Annotated in this window: 18 protein-coding genes; 9 read left to right on the top strand and 9 right to left on the bottom strand. The window is 32.2% G+C overall.

Annotated features, from left to right (window positions below; all coding sequences use genetic code 11):
• Window positions 1-140 precede the first annotated feature (140 nt).
• Window positions 141-404: a phosphoribosyltransferase family protein gene (locus tag P8I29_05075; GenBank protein MDG1917175.1), complete on the bottom strand. Its 264-nt coding sequence runs from the start codon at window positions 402-404 to the stop codon at window positions 141-143.
• A 468-nt stretch (window positions 405-872) separates the two neighbouring features.
• Between P8I29_05075 and P8I29_05070 the strand changes: the two genes are divergently transcribed.
• From P8I29_05070 to P8I29_05055, 4 genes are all read left to right on the top strand, one after another.
• Window positions 873-1,145, top strand: coding sequence for a DUF1844 domain-containing protein (locus P8I29_05070; protein MDG1917174.1), 273 nt, complete (start codon window positions 873-875; stop codon window positions 1,143-1,145).
• Complete coding sequence (locus P8I29_05065; GenBank protein MDG1917173.1) at window positions 1,129-2,046, top strand: hypothetical protein; 918 nt, start codon at window positions 1,129-1,131, stop codon at window positions 2,044-2,046. Before P8I29_05070 ends, P8I29_05065 begins: the two co-directional genes overlap by 17 nt.
• Window positions 2,047-2,049: 3 nt before the next feature.
• On the top strand, window positions 2,050-2,811 hold the full coding sequence (locus P8I29_05060; GenBank protein ID MDG1917172.1) for an exodeoxyribonuclease III: 762 nt from the start codon (window positions 2,050-2,052) through the stop codon (window positions 2,809-2,811).
• 93 nt (window positions 2,812-2,904) lie between these two features.
• Window positions 2,905-3,903 carry an OmpA family protein gene (locus tag P8I29_05055; GenBank protein MDG1917171.1) on the top strand — a complete coding sequence of 333 codons (999 nt, stop codon included), beginning with the start codon at window positions 2,905-2,907 and terminating at the stop codon, window positions 3,901-3,903.
• Here the strand turns inward: P8I29_05055 and radA are convergent.
• The 5 genes from radA to panC are packed head-to-tail and all read right to left on the bottom strand — an operon-like array spanning window position 3,900 to window position 7,931.
• Window positions 3,900-5,267 carry a DNA repair protein RadA gene (gene radA / locus P8I29_05050; GenBank protein MDG1917170.1) on the bottom strand — a complete coding sequence of 456 codons (1,368 nt, stop codon included), beginning with the start codon at window positions 5,265-5,267 and terminating at the stop codon, window positions 3,900-3,902. The genes P8I29_05055 and radA overlap by 4 nt on opposite strands.
• Window positions 5,260-5,745 (bottom strand): D-glycero-beta-D-manno-heptose 1-phosphate adenylyltransferase, encoded by a 486-nt coding sequence (gene rfaE2 / locus P8I29_05045; protein ID MDG1917169.1) that lies wholly within the window; start codon window positions 5,743-5,745, stop codon window positions 5,260-5,262. Before rfaE2 ends, radA begins: the two co-directional genes overlap by 8 nt.
• Window positions 5,742-6,719 carry a lysylphosphatidylglycerol synthase transmembrane domain-containing protein gene (locus P8I29_05040; GenBank protein ID MDG1917168.1) on the bottom strand — a complete coding sequence of 326 codons (978 nt, stop codon included), beginning with the start codon at window positions 6,717-6,719 and terminating at the stop codon, window positions 5,742-5,744. The genes rfaE2 and P8I29_05040 overlap by 4 nt, the downstream gene beginning before the upstream one ends.
• 9 nt (window positions 6,720-6,728) lie before the next feature.
• Window positions 6,729-7,073: an aspartate 1-decarboxylase gene (locus P8I29_05035; protein MDG1917167.1), complete on the bottom strand. Its 345-nt coding sequence runs from the start codon at window positions 7,071-7,073 to the stop codon at window positions 6,729-6,731.
• A gap of 9 nt (window positions 7,074-7,082) precedes the next feature.
• Window positions 7,083-7,931: a pantoate--beta-alanine ligase gene (gene panC / locus P8I29_05030; protein ID MDG1917166.1), complete on the bottom strand. Its 849-nt coding sequence runs from the start codon at window positions 7,929-7,931 to the stop codon at window positions 7,083-7,085.
• Window positions 7,932-8,047: 116 nt separating this feature from the next.
• Here panC and P8I29_05025 point away from each other — a divergent pair, with 116 nt between their 5' ends.
• From P8I29_05025 to glmS, 3 genes are read left to right on the top strand one after another with little or no spacing between them, the layout of a single operon-like run.
• The gene (locus P8I29_05025; GenBank protein MDG1917165.1) at window positions 8,048-8,872 is read left to right on the top strand and encodes a glycogen/starch synthase; all 825 of its coding nucleotides are present in this window, start codon (window positions 8,048-8,050) and stop codon (window positions 8,870-8,872) included.
• A 17-nt stretch (window positions 8,873-8,889) separates the two neighbouring features.
• Window positions 8,890-10,104 carry a DUF4270 family protein gene (locus P8I29_05020; protein ID MDG1917164.1) on the top strand — a complete coding sequence of 405 codons (1,215 nt, stop codon included), beginning with the start codon at window positions 8,890-8,892 and terminating at the stop codon, window positions 10,102-10,104.
• Between the two features lies 1 nt (window position 10,105).
• The gene (gene glmS / locus P8I29_05015; GenBank protein MDG1917163.1) at window positions 10,106-11,944 is read left to right on the top strand and encodes a glutamine--fructose-6-phosphate transaminase (isomerizing); all 1,839 of its coding nucleotides are present in this window, start codon (window positions 10,106-10,108) and stop codon (window positions 11,942-11,944) included.
• On the opposite strand, the gene P8I29_05010 is transcribed toward glmS, so the two are convergent.
• The gene (locus P8I29_05010) at window positions 11,905-13,740 is read right to left on the bottom strand and encodes a recombinase family protein (GenBank protein ID MDG1917162.1); all 1,836 of its coding nucleotides are present in this window, start codon (window positions 13,738-13,740) and stop codon (window positions 11,905-11,907) included. The two genes, glmS and P8I29_05010, sit on opposite strands and share 40 nt — an antisense overlap.
• A gap of 338 nt (window positions 13,741-14,078) precedes the next feature.
• Here P8I29_05010 and P8I29_05005 point away from each other — a divergent pair, with 338 nt between their 5' ends.
• The gene (locus tag P8I29_05005; protein MDG1917161.1) at window positions 14,079-14,312 is read left to right on the top strand and encodes a hypothetical protein; all 234 of its coding nucleotides are present in this window, start codon (window positions 14,079-14,081) and stop codon (window positions 14,310-14,312) included.
• A 172-nt stretch (window positions 14,313-14,484) separates the two neighbouring features.
• Here P8I29_05005 and P8I29_05000 read toward each other — a convergent pair whose 3' ends face one another.
• A complete protein-coding gene (locus P8I29_05000) occupies window positions 14,485-14,664 on the bottom strand; it encodes an excisionase family DNA-binding protein (GenBank protein MDG1917160.1) in 180 nt (59 codons plus the stop codon).
• A 3-nt stretch (window positions 14,665-14,667) separates the two neighbouring features.
• Complete coding sequence (locus P8I29_04995) at window positions 14,668-14,832, bottom strand: hypothetical protein (protein ID MDG1917159.1); 165 nt, start codon at window positions 14,830-14,832, stop codon at window positions 14,668-14,670.
• Between the two features lie 562 nt (window positions 14,833-15,394).
• Between P8I29_04995 and P8I29_04990 the strand changes: the two genes are divergently transcribed.
• On the top strand, window positions 15,395-15,859 hold a 465-nt coding region (locus P8I29_04990), incomplete at its 3' end, for a hypothetical protein (GenBank protein ID MDG1917158.1).

The following is a 15,859-nucleotide window of genomic DNA, read 5'->3' as shown; positions in this document are numbered from 1 at the left end:
GACATGAATACGCAGCCAAAAGGCGTTTATTTCTTAGAAATAACGACTTCTACAGGCGGTATCAACAAAAAGATTGTTCTTCAATAATCCTTTTTAAATAGATTGATGAAAGCCCCGAGCAGCAATGTTCGGGGCTTTTTTTATGCAGCCAAACAGACGATACTAATCCTAATATTATTAATCTCTTGTAAAGCTTTAATACATTCACTTATTGTTGCTCCTGTTGTAAATACATCATCAATTAGAATAATATGTTTATTCTCTAATAATTTTTTTGATGTTATAAAAAACACACCATCTATATTCTCAAACCTATGGTATCTCGATTTACGTGTTTGACTTTCTTTATCTTCTTTTCTAATTAATATGTTTGATAAAACCTCACATTTTATATTTGGCTTCATTCCTTTTGCTAGGATTTGACTTTGATTGTAACCCCTGATTTTTTCTTTCCTTTTGTGTAATGGAACAGGAATAATATAGCTTACATCTTGTAAGTGTGAAATATTTTTTTATAATTCAGCCCCTAGATAATAGCCTATATGGGGTTTGTTTTTATATTTTAGACTGTATATCATCTTCTGAACAGCACTTTTCTTTTGGTATTTATACCGGCAGTATATCTTATAATTTTGTCCATTGACATATAGATTAAACTGATGCTTCTTCTTTTTTCCAATATGTTTTGGTAAGTTCAGATAACATTTTAAGCACAGAATCCGTTCTCTACTTAATAAGACGTTCTTGCAAGAAAAGCACGTTTTGGGAAAGATTAATTGAATAATATCTAATAAAATATGTAATTTCATCACGGCGAAAGCTTTATAGGATATAAATTTAATAAGTTAAATTTGCCAAAATTTATTTAATCTATGAATAAAAGTGATCAGTTATTTAGTGAGTTATTATATTTACTTCACCATAATGCTTTCAATGCCCTCGATAAAATAAGTGATTCTAATCAGTCTGAATCCGACTTATTACATGTACGCCAACTTATCGATATGGTTGTTATGTTAAAAGACAAGACTGCTGGAAATTTATCTGATGAATTAAATCAAATCCAAACAATGATGTTGTCAGAACTCGAATCAAAGTATAAGCAAAAACTTAAAACATCTAAAAATAATGAATCAGCCGAGTAACAGTGTAAGTCCTCTTAAAGACAAAAAGTCTCGAAGAATAATTCTCATCTTATCTATTCTATTATCATCCTTATTGATTTTTATGATAGTTAGAGAAAATCAATATCAAGAAAACATAGAGACAGTGATTCAATATGAGGAGGAAAAAAATAGTTTGAGAGATAATCTTGACGACCTTATTGATGAACACGAAATTCTTAAAGATGAATATGGAGACTTAAGTAGTCAATTGGAACAACGGGACTCTACAATTTTAGCTTATGCTGATGAAATAAAACAATTGCTTCGCTCCAAAGGCGAACTAACTCAGGCTAGAGCAAAGATTAGAAGATTAAAAGAAATCAGTAAAAGGTATGTTTCTGCTATTGACTCTCTCTATACGTTGAATCAAATGCTGCAACTAGAAAACGATAGCGTTAAAAAAGCAAATCAACTTATTTCTATTAGAAATAGAACGCTAGAAAAAAATAATCAAGACTTAAGCGACCGGGTTTTTACAGCTTCTATGTTACGAGTAGAAAACATACAAATAGAAGGAGTGTATTACCGTTCTAGTGGTCGAGAAGTAACGACAACCCGAGCTTCCAAAATTCAAAATTTCAGTATATGTTTTGATATCATAGAAAATAAGGTGACTGAAGCAGGGCTTAAGGACATTTATATTAGAATTATAGACCCTCGTGGAGAAGTTTTAAATGTTGCTAATAAAATACAAGAGATTACTATTAATACGGATAGTGTTGTTCAATATACGACCAATTATAGTTTTGATTATGCTAATCAAAAAATCAGTGAATGTCAATTGTGGACTAGAGGTAATGTGTTAATTCCAGGAATCTATTATTTTGAGTTTATTATGGGTGGTGAGATTATTGGAATTTCTAATACTAAGTTCAGATAACGTATGAAAATAGTTACTTATAACATCAATGGGATACGTGCAGCATTAAGAAAAGGCTTAGACGAGTGGTTGAAAACAACTAATCCTGATGTGATATGTTTGCAAGAGATTAAAGCCCGTGAAGAACAATTTGACACTTCTGTATTTACAGATTTGGGCTATCACTGTTATTGGTATTCTGCTCAAAAACCCGGATATAGCGGAACCGCAATTTTAACAAAAATAAAACCTGAATCTATTTCTTATGGAATGGATCACGAAAGTTATGATAATGAAGGTAGAGTGTTAAGAATTGATTTCAATACATTTTCTGTAATCAGTGTTTATATGCCATCTGGCAGTAGCGGTGATATAAGACAAGATTTTAAAATGACGTTTTTAGACGATTTTTACACTTACATTTCCGAACTGACTCAGCGAATACCTAATCTAATAATTGCAGGAGATTATAATATTTGTCATAAAGCTATAGATATTCATAATCCACAGAGGAATCAAAAAACTTCGGGCTTTCTTCCAGAAGAAAGAGAATGGCTGTCTTCCTTTATTGATTTAGGGTTTATAGATACCTTTCGTTATTTCAACCAAGAGCCTCATAATTACTCTTGGTGGAGTTACAGAGCAAATGCTAGAGCAAAAAATTTAGGCTGGCGAATAGATTACTTATTAGCTACATCATCTATGGAGTCTAGATTGAATAGATCAGCAATATTAAGTCAAGCCAAACATTCTGACCATTGTCCTGTTTTGCTTGAGCTTAGTTAATGCTTAATCAAACTAGGGATGTTAATAAACTTTTTTAAAGTCTATAAAGTGGGCTAAATGCTAATGTATATTTGAAAGTCTAAATGTATAACTATGACTTACAGAATTTTACCCATCTTTATCTTCATAGCGTCGCTAGCTGCTTGTGTATCTCCAAAGGTTGTTGAAGAGGTTAAACAACAACGTCAAGAAACATTTCAGCAAAATCAGGAAATAAAAAAAGAAAACAACTCTCTTTCAACAGAGAATACAGAGTTAAAAGATAGATTGTCTAGACTCACTTCAGAAGTTAGTCAATTGATTTCAGACTCTACCCAGAGAGCAATTACTTGTCGTCAGTTACAAGCTCAATTAAAGGACTTAAACGAGGCTTATGATTTATTGACTGCTAAGAACAGTCAAATGATGAGCAATAAGGCTGAAGAAACTAAGAAGTTGCTCAAAGAGTTGCAAAATACAAGAGAAGAGTTGTTAAAAAAAGAAGACGAACTCTTGACTCTAGAACAAAACTTAAGTGTTAAACAAAAAGAACTTCTTAAAACCCAAAATGAACTTGTTGATCGAGAGCAAAAAGTAGTGGAATTGCAATCAATTATTAACAGAAAAGATTCTTTGCTTTCAGCTTTAAAAGATAGAATTTCATCGGCACTACTTGGTTTTGAAGGAGATGGATTGACTATCACGCAAAAAAATGGCAAGGTCTATATTTCTTTAGAAGAACAATTGTTATTTGCGTCGGGCAGTTGGCAGGTGGACACTCGTGGTAGAGATGCTCTTTCTAAGCTGTCTATAGCACTTGAAAGTCAGCAAGATATTAATGTGCTAATTGAAGGGCATACCGATAGCATTCCTTTTGGTGGACGAGGTCAAATAAAAGATAATTGGGACTTAAGTGTGGTTCGTGCCACAGCAATTGTACGTATTTTAACGTCTTCTAGCTCGATAAACCCTGAGCGCTTAACGGCCGCTGGTAAAGGAGAGTTTGTCCCAATCCAAACGAACAACACCCCAGAAGGTAGAAGCGCTAACAGAAGAATAGAAATTATTCTAACGCCTAAGTTATACGATTTATACAATTTGTTGGATAACTAGGATGCGAATAGCATTTTGAACACTTCCTCGATTTTACTAACTTTTACCACTTCAATAGCAAAATCCTTCCGATCTATTTTGTTGTATTTAGATACGAAGATACGTTTAAACCCTAATTTTTCGGCTTCTTGAATACGTTGATCACACCTATTGACAGGTCTTATCTCACCTGATAGCCCTACTTCGGCGGCAAAACAATTTTTATCTCCAATTGCCATATCAACATTTGAGGAAAGAATAGCACATACAACACCCAAGTCAATAGCGGGATCGTCTACTTTTATTCCCCCAGTGATATTTAAGAATACATCTTTAGCTCCTAGTCGAAAGCCACAGCGTTTCTCCAATACAGCTAATAGCATGGACAAACGCCTTAAGTCAAAGCCTGTTGCACTACGTTGAGGGGTGCCATAAACAGCAGAGCTTACTAAGGCTTGGGTTTCAATCATTAAAGGACGAACACCTTCCATAGTAGCGCTGATAGCCATACCACTCATGGCTTCATCTTTTTGGGAAAGCAAAATTTCAGATGGGTTATTTACTTCTCTTAGCCCATGACTTAACATTTCATAGATACCCAACTCAGCTGTTGAACCATATCGGTTTTTGTGTGCTCTAAGAATTCGATATACGTGGTTTCTTTCTCCTTCAAACTGAAGTACGACATCCACCATGTGCTCCAATATTTTTGGACCAGCGATGTTACCATCTTTATTGATATGACCAATGAGTAGTACAGGTGTCCCGCTAGCTTTGGCATAATTCATAAGTTCTGCAGTACATTCTCTTATTTGAGAAATGCTTCCGGGTGATGAATCAATACTATTGGTTTGTAATGTCTGAATGGAGTCAATTACCAATACGGTAGGTTTAACATCTTGTATTTGTTGAAATATATTCTGAGTGTTTGTTTCAGTAAGTATTTGGCAAGTCGAATCGGACAGATTTAGCCTATCTGCTCGCATACGAATTTGTTGGTCACTTTCTTCCCCTGTGACGTACAGAATTTTTTCGTTTTGAATTCTCAATGCTACTTGTAGCAATAAGGTAGATTTTCCTATTCCTGGCTCTCCTCCTAATAAAATCAGTGAGCCTGCAACTATTCCGCCCCCTAAAACTCTATTTAGCTCTTTATCAGACGTATCTATTCTTGCTCTCGATTGCAGAGAAATATCACTAATGACCTGAGCTTTATTTACCCTACTACTAGGTTCACCTTCCCATTTAGGTTTATTAGACTTGGGTTTACTAACGACTTCCTCTACTAAAGTATTCCATTCGTTACATGATTTACACTGACCCATCCATTGGGCGCTTTGTGCACCACAATTTTGACAAAAGAATGTTGTTTTTACTTTAGCCATTTTTTACTTTATTAATAATGGCGCTACTGGAGTATCCTTCCAAAAATGAAATGGTTTGTACGCTTCCACCTTTAGCAAGTACAAATTCGCTTCCTACAATATCTTTTATGTTATAGTCTGCTCCCTTTACTAAAGTGTCGGGTTGTATAAATTCAATTAGTTTTTGAGGAGTGTCTTCATCAAATAAAATCACTGCATCTACGCATTGCAAAGATGCTATTATAGAAGCTCTACTTTTCTCGTCTTGAACCGGCCTATCTTTACCTTTAATACGACTAACGGAGGTGTCTGAATTGAGGCCGACAATTAATCTGTCAGCAAGATCAGCTGCCTTGTAAAGATAATCGATATGTCCAAGGTGTAAAATATCAAAACACCCATTTGTAAATACTACACTTTCTTTTCCCCAACTTTTGATCACATCGGTTATTGACTGTAAGTCGAAAATCTTGTTTGAAAAATGGGCTTGAGAATTCACTGTTTTGTTTTCCTTTTGGATAAAAATACCATTAAAATAGAAATACCACCAAAAGAAAGTGTCATTAATGTTTGTGCGGTGTGAACAACGGTTGCAAATAGTAATGCAGAACTCTCAGATATATCAAGAATCATCAGGCCTACTTTTACAATATAGTGGTAAGCGCCAATCCCCCCTTGAACAGGGGCAACCATTCCAAACCCTCCAATTACCATAGTGTAAAGGCCATCAGCAAGGGTAAGTAATTGAGTTGCCTCAATAGAAAAGAAACACACATAAGTCATAAGTAAGTACATCCACCAAATGATAAGTGTATGCATCCAGAAGCCTGTTTTGTTTTTTAGCCCATTGATACTTTTAAAACCGTCTTTCATTCCTACAAGAAAGTCTTTGACTTTGTGATAAAAACTCGATTTTTTTAAACTCTTTTTTACTAAAAAGTATAGAACTATTAATACAACAGTAACGATTAATACCATTCCAATTAGTGAGCCTAAATCTACTGTTTGACCTTCAAAAACAGTGAATAGAAACTTTAAAAATAAGTCGAATTTTAAGCCTAGAACTAATAAAACAAGACTAACTAATATGATTAGGTCTATGGCTCTTTCAAGAATAATTGTTCCAAAAAGCTTATCCACCGGAACATCTTCGGTTTGGTTAAGGCTTGTGCAACGTGTTATTTCTCCAGCTCTTGGAATGGCAATATTGGTGAAATAGCCAATGGCAACGGCATAAATACTGTTTAGTTTTCCAACAGTAAAGTTTAGATTCTCAAGTAGTATCACCCATCTCAAGGCCCTACTTACAATAGCTATAAAGCCAAAAAACATAGATAAAACTACCCATAAATAATTGACGTCTTTAAGTTGTGAAAGTAGTGTTTTAGGGTTTTGGTTTTTGAAAGCTAAGTACATAAGCCCAACACCTAAAAAAAGAAAAAAAGCATATTTAATCCACTTTACAGCTTTCATTTGTATAGGTTAAAGGGTGTTGTTTGGATTAGGAAAAATTAAAGTCGGACTGAATGTTTTAGCTTCTTCGAAGTCTAGCAGTGCATAAGCAATAATAATAACGATATCGCCTTTTTGCACTTTTCTTGCTGCGGGACCATTTAGACAGATCTCACCTTTATTTCGCTCTCCTTTAATAACGTAAGTTTCCAGTCGCTCACCATTGTTAATGTTGACTATCTGAACTTTTTCACCCTCAATAATGTTTGAAGCCTCCATTAGTGTTTCGTCAATGGTAATACTTCCAATATAGTTAAGGTCTGCACCTGTTACAGTAACTTGATGAATTTTTGATTTTACAACTTCAATTTGCATGGGGTAAAATTAATCATTTAAAGATAAATTATCTATCAATCTAATATTTCCTAAAAAAACAGCTATTAATGCAATTGCCTGATCATTTTCAGTCTTGTTTTTTAGGGGATTAAAGGAGCTTGGATTTACAATTTCAACATAATCTAATTCCATTCCTTTTGCATTATTAATATCGTCTATTATCATTTTTTTAAGCTCTTCATAGCTTGATTTATTATAAGCTAATTTCGCTTTCATTAAGCTTTTATAAATCAGGGGTGCTATTTGCCTTTCTTCTTTGGTTAGCAATGTATTTCTTGAGCTTTTTGCTAGTCCATCATTTTCTCTTACCGTTTCACCACTCTTAATTTTGATAGGAAGTGACAAGCTTTTAACGACTTGTTTGATGATTGCTAATTGTTGAAAATCTTTTTCCCCAAAATAAGCATAGTCTGCTTCAACGATTGAAAATAGGCGATGAACAATCGTACAAACCCCGTCAAAATGCCCTGGTCGTTTACTTCCCTCTAGCACTTTGTCTATATTGTTTAGCTCAAAGTTATTTGTTTTTAGCCCTTCAGGATACATTTCATCATGGCTAGGCATAAATAGAATGTCGCATTTTTGTGTTTTTAACAATTTTATGTCTTGTTCAATAGTAACTGGATAGTTTTCAAGATCGTTTGAATCGTTAAACTGAGTTGGGTTGATATAAATACTACATACCACAATATCGCAGTCTTTTTGCGCTAGATTTACTAGAAATAGATGGCCATCATGTAAGGCGCCCATCGTGGGCACAAACCCAATGTTTTTACCCTTACTCTTGTAGGTGCTTAGCAATTGCTTAAGAGAATATATGTCTGTTAAGATGTCCATTAACTATTAATTTGGGGTGGTAAAAGTAATGTTTTACTTGATTTGTGAGGATAAAATTCGTAAATTTGCATTACAAGTTTAATCACCTTTTGTCGGTTTTAAAATTCAGATAATTTATGGATAAGAAAAGAGTTTTGTTTATTTCGCAAGAAATCACCCCTTATTTGTGTGAAACTGAAATCTCAACAAGGTGTAGAAATCTTCCTCAAGGTATAATGGAAAAAGGCAAAGATATAAGAATATTTATGCCTAAGTACGGATGTATCAACGAGAGGAGAAATCAATTACACGAAGTGATCCGTTTGTCTGGTATGAATATGATTTTAGACAATCTGGATTACCCACTTATTATTAAGGTTGCTTCTTTGCAACCGGTTAGAATGCAGGTTTATTTTATTGAAAACGAAGATTATTTTCCTAAGAAAACGTTTATGCATGAATTGGATGGCGAAGAGTTTGAATTTCACGATGAGCGCGCTATCTTCTTCTGCCGTGGCGTGCTAGAAACAGTCAGAAAACTGGGATGGGCACCTAATATTGTACATTGTCACGGTTGGATGTCTGCACTAGTTCCAATGTATCTTAAAAAAGCGTTTGCAGAAGACCCTATCTTTGACAATACAAAAGTAGTTTATTCCGTTTATGACCAAGAATCAAATGTTGAAATAGACAATGATATGGCACGTAAATCTATCATTACAGGAGTAAATGAAGATGACGTTCAGCTGATTAAGCAGGCTTCAGTTGACACACTTCACCAATTAGCAATAAAATACGCTGATGCAATAATAATGGGTAGCGAAAAGATTAGTGATGATTTGAACACGTTTATTGCTGATTCTGATAAGTATGTAATTACTCATCAAAGTGATGAAGAATTCATAGATGCTTATGACGCCTTGTATGACGAATTGTTAGAAGACGTTGAGGTATACTCATAATGAACAAATACATTTTCATGAAACAATCAATCCCCTTTTTTTGGCTTTGCGCCCTCATTCTTTTTTCTTGTACAGACCCACAAATTATAGGCCTTGAAATACAACCTGATAGCGATAGAATAACAATATCTTCAATAGATGAGAACAGTCCCTTTTCTATGGCTACCAAAAAAGTGGATTCTGTACGTTCTGGGCAAATATTATACGCTTTGCTTGGTAATTATGAATCCACTAATTTATTAGATGCAAAGGCTTCTTTTTCTACCCATTTACGTCTTAGTGATAATAGTGTTGATTTTGGAGCGAACCCTGTGCTGGATTCTGCAATAATTACACTTGCCTATGCTGGATATTATGGTGACACAAGTGTCGAGATGACTATTCAAGTACAGCAACTTACTCAAGAAATTTACGATACTACGACATATTATTCCAACGATATTATTTCAGCAAGTCCATTTTCTACACCTTTAGAACATACCTTTTATCCTACTCCTAATACGCTTAGGTATATAGATTCAGACACCGTTGGTTTACGAGCACTTTCCTTTAATGTGAATCAAATTGGCCAGCTTGTTCTTGATGCTCAAGCAATTGATTTGGTAGATAATGACAATGGATTTATTCCTTTTTTTAAGGGGCTTCAATTTTCTGTTTCTGCGAATCAGCCATCGTCTTCTATTTTATACTTTAATCTAATAAATGGCGGCTCAAAATTGACCATTTATTATAACGACTCTTTATCTTATGATTTGCTATTTAGCGCTGCGGCAGCAAGAGTTAATCATTTTGATATGCAAGACGACTTAAACCTTCAAAATATATTAGCTGTACAATCTATGGCGGGTTTAGAATTGCGTTTAGATTTTAATGACTTAACCTCTTTGCAACAAACCTTATCAAACAAAGCTATTAATCAAGCTTTGATTACTTTTACAGAACAAAACTCAACAGATTTATCACCCTCACATTCTAACTTGTCATTAGTTCGATTAGATTCATCAGGGACTAAGTATTTTTTGGAAGATATAACAGAGGGGCAAACTCATTTTGGTGGCGAACTAGAGGATAATAAATACACCTTTAATATTACCAAATATATGCAAAGATTAGTTCAGGGGGATTACCAAAACAACGCTCTAATTCTTGTTCCAACAGGAGAATCAGTGAACGCTTCAAGAACAGAACTTAATCAAAACATCGAGCTTAATATCATTTATACAGAATTTTAATATGTGTGGAATTGTAGGATATATAGGGCATAGGCAAGCCTACCCAATTTTAATTAAAGGATTACAACGTTTAGAATATCGGGGTTATGATAGTGCAGGTATTGCATTATTAGACGGCGATATTATGAACTACAAAAGAAAAGGAAAAGTTGCTGACTTAGAAGATTTTTGCAAAGATAAAAACATTACCAGCTCAATAGGGATTGGACATACTAGGTGGGCTACACACGGTGTGCCTAACTATGTAAACGCTCATCCACATTATTCTCAAGATAAATCTATTTCTATCATTCATAATGGGATAATCGAGAATTATGAATCTATAAAAAAAGCATTGACAAAAAGAGGTCATCAATTTGAAAGTGATACCGATACTGAAGTGCTAGTTCATTTGATAGAAGAAATTCAAAAGAAAGAAAATACCTCTTTATTTGAGTCGGTTCGACTGGCTTTGAATGAGGTTGTAGGAGCTTACGCTATAGCAGTTATTGCTAATGATATTACAGACGAAATTATAGTTGCCAAAAAGGGTAGTCCTCTTGTTGTAGGTGTTGGCGAAGGTGAGTTTTTTATCGCTTCAGATGCTACGCCAATTATTGAATATACTAAGGAAGTGGTATATTTAGAAGAAGGAGAAGTAGCTCGTTTATCGCTAAAGGACGGCTTTGAACTAAAGACTATTGAAAATGTTCCTTTAACACCTTATGTTCAGGAATTAGAAATGAGTCTAGAAGCAATTGAAAAGGGTGGATATGAGCATTTCATGCTTAAAGAAATTTTTGAACAGCCTAAATCTATTACAGATACGATTAGAGGTAGATTACTTTCTTCTCAGGCCACTATTAAGATGCAGGGCATAGATAGTTATTCTGATAAAATTCTTAATGCTGATAGAATAATAATCATTGCTTGTGGAACTTCTTGGCATGCTGGACTTATTGGAGAATACCTTCTTGAAGATTTAGCAAGAATAAATGTTGAAGTAGAGTACGCTTCAGAGTTTAGATATAGAAATCCTATCATCACTGAAAAGGATGTCGTATTAGCGATTTCTCAATCTGGAGAAACAGCAGATACATTAGCGGCTATGCGTTTAGCTAAAGAAAAGGGCGCTACTGTACTTGCTATTTGTAATGTGGTAGGGTCTTCTATTGCTCGTTTGAGTGATGCAGGAGCATATACACATGCTGGACCAGAAATTGGTGTTGCATCAACAAAAGCTTTTACTGCTCAAGTAACGATTTTAACACTTGTTTCTTTGTTGTTAGCACGTAAAAAAGCAACCATTTCAGAATCGTATTATAGACAATTATTAATAGAGCTTGAGACTATTCCTAAGAAAGTAGAGAGCATGATATCCATGAGCGACTATGTTAAGGATATATCTGCTAAGTTTGTGGATGCTCAAAACTTCTTATATCTCGGTAGAGGCTATAACTTCCCTGTTGCTTTGGAAGGCGCTTTGAAGCTTAAAGAAATATCATACATTCATGCTGAAGGTTATCCTGCTGCAGAGATGAAGCACGGCCCTATTGCGCTTATCGATGAAAACATGCCTATTGTTGTTATTGCAACAAAGAAGGGGCATTACGAAAAAGTGGTCAGTAACATACAAGAGGTTAAAGCCCGAAACGGAATTGTGATTGCTATTGTTACTTACGGTGACACTACGGTTAAGGAAATAGCAGATTACGTTATTGAAATTCCTGAAGTAGCAGAGCCATTAACACCAATTTTAGCTAATATTCCATTACAGTTACTATCCTATTATATAGCAGTGATGCGGGGTTGTAATGTTGATCAGCCTAGAAACTTAGCGAAGTCGGTAACTGTTGAGTAACTGTCTACCAATAAATTAGACTCCTTTTTCTTCTTAAGTAGACGTTTGTATTTAATGGAATTAAAGTTACTAATCACTTTATCAGTTTGTCCGTTTTGTACTTTGTAGACATACTTTTCACGTCTGATTCTTTTGTCTTTAACAATCTTTAATCTAAATGTGATTATTAGTTTGTGTGTCTTGGTTTCTTTGTCCCAATAAACTTTTATTTTCTCTACAAACTGACTGATAAAATCTCTTTTTTGGTCAATTGATTTTATGTCTTTTATCTTATTGTAGTGATTTTTAAAATCTTCCAACCAATCAAACCAAACAACTCCATTTTTTGTTGAGTCAATTTCATTTTCCTTTTCTAATATTAATTGATTACAATTATCAATTTCAGAGTCAATACTTTTTTCTAATCTTTCATATTGTTCTTCTGTTAATTTTAGAGTTAGTTTTTTCTCAAATAACTCAAGTTTACTTTTTTCAAATTGTTCAATCTTATTCTGGTACTTAGAAATCAATTTTTCATAGGATTTTATTTGATTTAAAGGACTTTCTTTCTCTTTTAATCTCTTTGATAAGACTTGTTTTTTAAACTGTTCTTTGATAAGATAACTGTCTTTGAATGTTTTTAATACTTCATTCCAAACTAAGTCTTCCACAACATCTATGTCAATTTGTTTTGTATATCCTTTACCACATTTTGGATATCTGTTGTCAATGTATTTCCAGTTCTTTTCTGAATAATTACAATAGTATACTTTGATGTTTTGGTGTTTGTTTCTGTTGATTTTTAAGGTGTTTCCACAATTTCCACAATACATCAATTCTTTAAGTAAGTATTTATACTTTAATTGAGTGTTAGACCTACTTCTAGATCTAAGTGTTCTCATTTTTTCTTGAACTTCATCAAACAACTTTTTTGATATTATTCTAGGAAACTTAATTGTTGAGGTTACTATTTTACTTTTCTTAATACATTCTTGTTTAGATAAATGTTTGTCTGTTTTAGTAATGACTGTGTGTTTACCAATGTATTTTTCACTTCTTAACATATTTCGAAGTGTTAATTCATTCCATACCTTTTTTGTAGATACTGGTGGAAGTACATTTTCATTACTTAAATGAATAATGATGTCTTTGATTGATTTTCCTTGATTGAAAAGAGTAAATATTGTTTTAACATTTCTTGATTCAAACTTATCAATTACAATATGACCACTGTAATTACCCTTTTTATACCCATAAGGATATAATCCACCATTCCACTTTCCTTTTTTCATGTTTTCAATCTTACCAAGTGTTGATTTTTGAAATCGTTTATGATTTTCATATTCATCAAACACAGTAAGTATCTTCAACATTAATCCATTTTCTAATTCATCAAAGTTTTGTTTTGTGGTATTGATGTAGAAGTTACAATCATTTTGAGATAGTGTTTTCATAATAATAGTTGAAAGTTCAGTACTTCTACTTAATCTACTACTATCATACACCCAAAAATGTTTAATTAAACCATTTTCAATTTTAGATAGAATAACACTTAATAAATCTCTAATGGTTGTTGATTCACTACTGTAATCATCACCACTTTTTCCTTCTTCTCTAAACACTAATATGTGTTCAAATGGAATATTTGATTTTTGGTAATATTCTATTCCTCTTTGTTGTTGTGTGTCTAAACTACTTCCATCAATTTGACTTACAGTTGATACTCTACAATAAACAATTACACTGTTCTTGAAATGATTATTTGTAATCTCAGTATTTACATAATCATCCATACTTCTAATTACTATGTTATTCATTTTGTATTTTTTTGATTAACACTTATTGTATCCATTTGTTTAATATTATTTATCACTTCTTGTTCTAACTCCAACATCTCATTCTTTAAGTAGTACATTTTTAACATTAGTTTTGTGTTTAATTGAACTAAACTCCCAATAGTGTGTTTTTTTTGATTTTTACTCATAATTGTATTTGTTTTAATTTATAATTTAATAACATATACAATATCGTCAATTCTATATTCTAACTAAAGTAAATGTATGACATAGTATAGAAATAAACACTTGAATTAAAGAATGTGTTTGTTTAAAATCACTGACATATTTTTATAAAATATTAATCAAATATTATAAAGATGTCTAAAGAAGAAAAGTTAGAATTAAGTAGGTTTACTACACTTGTGAATCCAACATTATTATCGAATGTTAAATTGGTAAGTTACTTTACAAATAAGAAATTGTATGAAGTGATAAATGATTCATTAGAATTATATGTTGAAGATTTTGAAATTAAGTATAACACCAAGATTGATGATATTATCAAACTTCAACAGAATTTTAGTGTGAGTGTAGAAAAAGAAAAGAAGTAAATATTATTCATTTTAATAAATGAAGGTAGATATTAGATTATCTACCTTTTTTTATCACTAACAACCATTAAACATGTCATTTTAATATGATAATAATTGATTTAACACATTAACTATAACACTTAATGTAATTGGGTGATTTAATTACTTAAATCGTTTAAATCAAACATTTTTAGATAATAGGTTTTTTAAAACTCATCACCCATTTATCTACATCATTTAGATGAAATCGAACATTCTTTCCTATCTTATAATATTCGATTTTGTTTTCTTTAATTAGGTTGTCAATTTTACCTAAACTGAAACCTAAGTATTGACTTAATTCTCTTTTGTTGATGATTTGTTTTTCCATGACTTATAAATTAAATGAGTTAGTGTTTAGAAGTTTTACCCAGTTGATAATTCCTTTTTTATCATTCATTGTAATGTAGTTGTTGTTTAAACCAAACTGTATCCATTTTTTAGTTTGTTCTTTGTTGTATACTTTTTTAAATGATTTATTTAATACTCTTTCATTCATTGTATTACTTTATAATTTATATATATCTACAGTGATAAATATTAATTAGAAAATAAAGAATAAAAGAAATCGATTTTTTCTGTGGTTACGGTAATACCTATTCATATCTTTATACTGGACCTTATATAAACTTTCTTTTTTCTGAAGTAGACTTCCTCACTTATAAAGGTATAATCACTAGTTAATATATCCACATTCTTCATATGACTCAATTATGATGTTGTATGTCCATATATAAGGATGTTATATAAAAATATTGTGGTTGATGTAAATACACATATCAATAAATCACTATTAAAACCATTTATCGATAACAATCAGTTATGGATCGGTTTTCACATACTATTCCATCTTTAACATATTCTCATCTTTAATGGTTTAAATTCTCTATTATAGATAATTACTCATTTAAATTTCTTATGATTTTAGGATTGTTTATTAGAAGATATATTCTCTTATCAACAACTATAACAACCAACCCAATTTTACACCTAAACACACATCACTTTTCATATATTATTTCTATATTCACATTTACTATAAACAAAAAATGGTATAGAATATGAGAAAATTAGATTATTTAGATAAGGTTGATTATGAGAAATTACCACAGTCAATAAAAGACACCAAATCAAAGTTTCATGTTTTAAATAAAGAGATTAAAAAACTCAACAAGAGAAAACAAAAAATACAACAAGAATTAAGTGATATAAATGTTGATTTGAAATCATTATCAAAACAACACACAGAATTATTTAATGATTTAAAGTTTATAAATAAGAATTATAATCCAAGGTGTTATGTAGTTTATAACACTAAAAATGGTGAAGAATATTTAAACTTAGTAGTTAAACATTTAGGTAAATCAAAACCAATTTATTTAGGTAAACCATACAATGTTTGGGAGAAGTTGAAATTAAAAACCTCTAATTTGAATTACAGAAATAAAGAGAATTTTAAAAATAAACTAAACATATATTTTGAAGAAAAGATAGGAGAGAGATTAGATTATTCTAATCCAAAGAAA

The organism is Flavobacteriales bacterium (assembly GCA_029248105.1).
In the GTDB taxonomy this organism is placed as follows: Bacteria; Bacteroidota; Bacteroidia; order Flavobacteriales; family UBA7312; genus UBA8444.
The sequence above is the reverse complement of the archived record's forward strand: the minus strand, read 5'-3'. Positions and strand labels throughout refer to the sequence as shown.

Coding starts and splice junctions, on each gene's coding strand:
- P8I29_05070 (MDG1917174.1), top strand. CDS start 873: ATGAATAAAAGTGATCAGTTATTTAGTGAGTTATTATATTTACTTCAC.
- P8I29_05000 (MDG1917160.1), bottom strand. CDS start 14,664: ATGGAAAAACAAATCATCAACAAAAGAGAATTAAGTCAATACTTAGGT.
- P8I29_05040 (MDG1917168.1), bottom strand. CDS start 6,719: ATGAAAGCTGTAAAGTGGATTAAATATGCTTTTTTTCTTTTTTTAGGT.
- P8I29_05010 (MDG1917162.1), bottom strand. CDS start 13,740: ATGAATAACATAGTAATTAGAAGTATGGATGATTATGTAAATACTGAG.
- P8I29_04995 (MDG1917159.1), bottom strand. CDS start 14,832: ATGAATGAAAGAGTATTAAATAAATCATTTAAAAAAGTATACAACAAA.
- P8I29_05060 (MDG1917172.1), top strand. CDS start 2,050: ATGAAAATAGTTACTTATAACATCAATGGGATACGTGCAGCATTAAGA.
- glmS (MDG1917163.1), top strand. CDS start 10,106: ATGTGTGGAATTGTAGGATATATAGGGCATAGGCAAGCCTACCCAATT.
- P8I29_05075 (MDG1917175.1), bottom strand. CDS start 404: ATGAAGCCAAATATAAAATGTGAGGTTTTATCAAACATATTAATTAGA.
- P8I29_05025 (MDG1917165.1), top strand. CDS start 8,048: ATGGATAAGAAAAGAGTTTTGTTTATTTCGCAAGAAATCACCCCTTAT.
- P8I29_05035 (MDG1917167.1), bottom strand. CDS start 7,073: ATGCAAATTGAAGTTGTAAAATCAAAAATTCATCAAGTTACTGTAACA.
- panC (MDG1917166.1), bottom strand. CDS start 7,931: ATGGACATCTTAACAGACATATATTCTCTTAAGCAATTGCTAAGCACC.
- P8I29_05020 (MDG1917164.1), top strand. CDS start 8,890: ATGAAACAATCAATCCCCTTTTTTTGGCTTTGCGCCCTCATTCTTTTT.
- P8I29_05055 (MDG1917171.1), top strand. CDS start 2,905: ATGACTTACAGAATTTTACCCATCTTTATCTTCATAGCGTCGCTAGCT.
- P8I29_05005 (MDG1917161.1), top strand. CDS start 14,079: ATGTCTAAAGAAGAAAAGTTAGAATTAAGTAGGTTTACTACACTTGTG.
- P8I29_05065 (MDG1917173.1), top strand. CDS start 1,129: ATGAATCAGCCGAGTAACAGTGTAAGTCCTCTTAAAGACAAAAAGTCT.
- radA (MDG1917170.1), bottom strand. CDS start 5,267: ATGGCTAAAGTAAAAACAACATTCTTTTGTCAAAATTGTGGTGCACAA.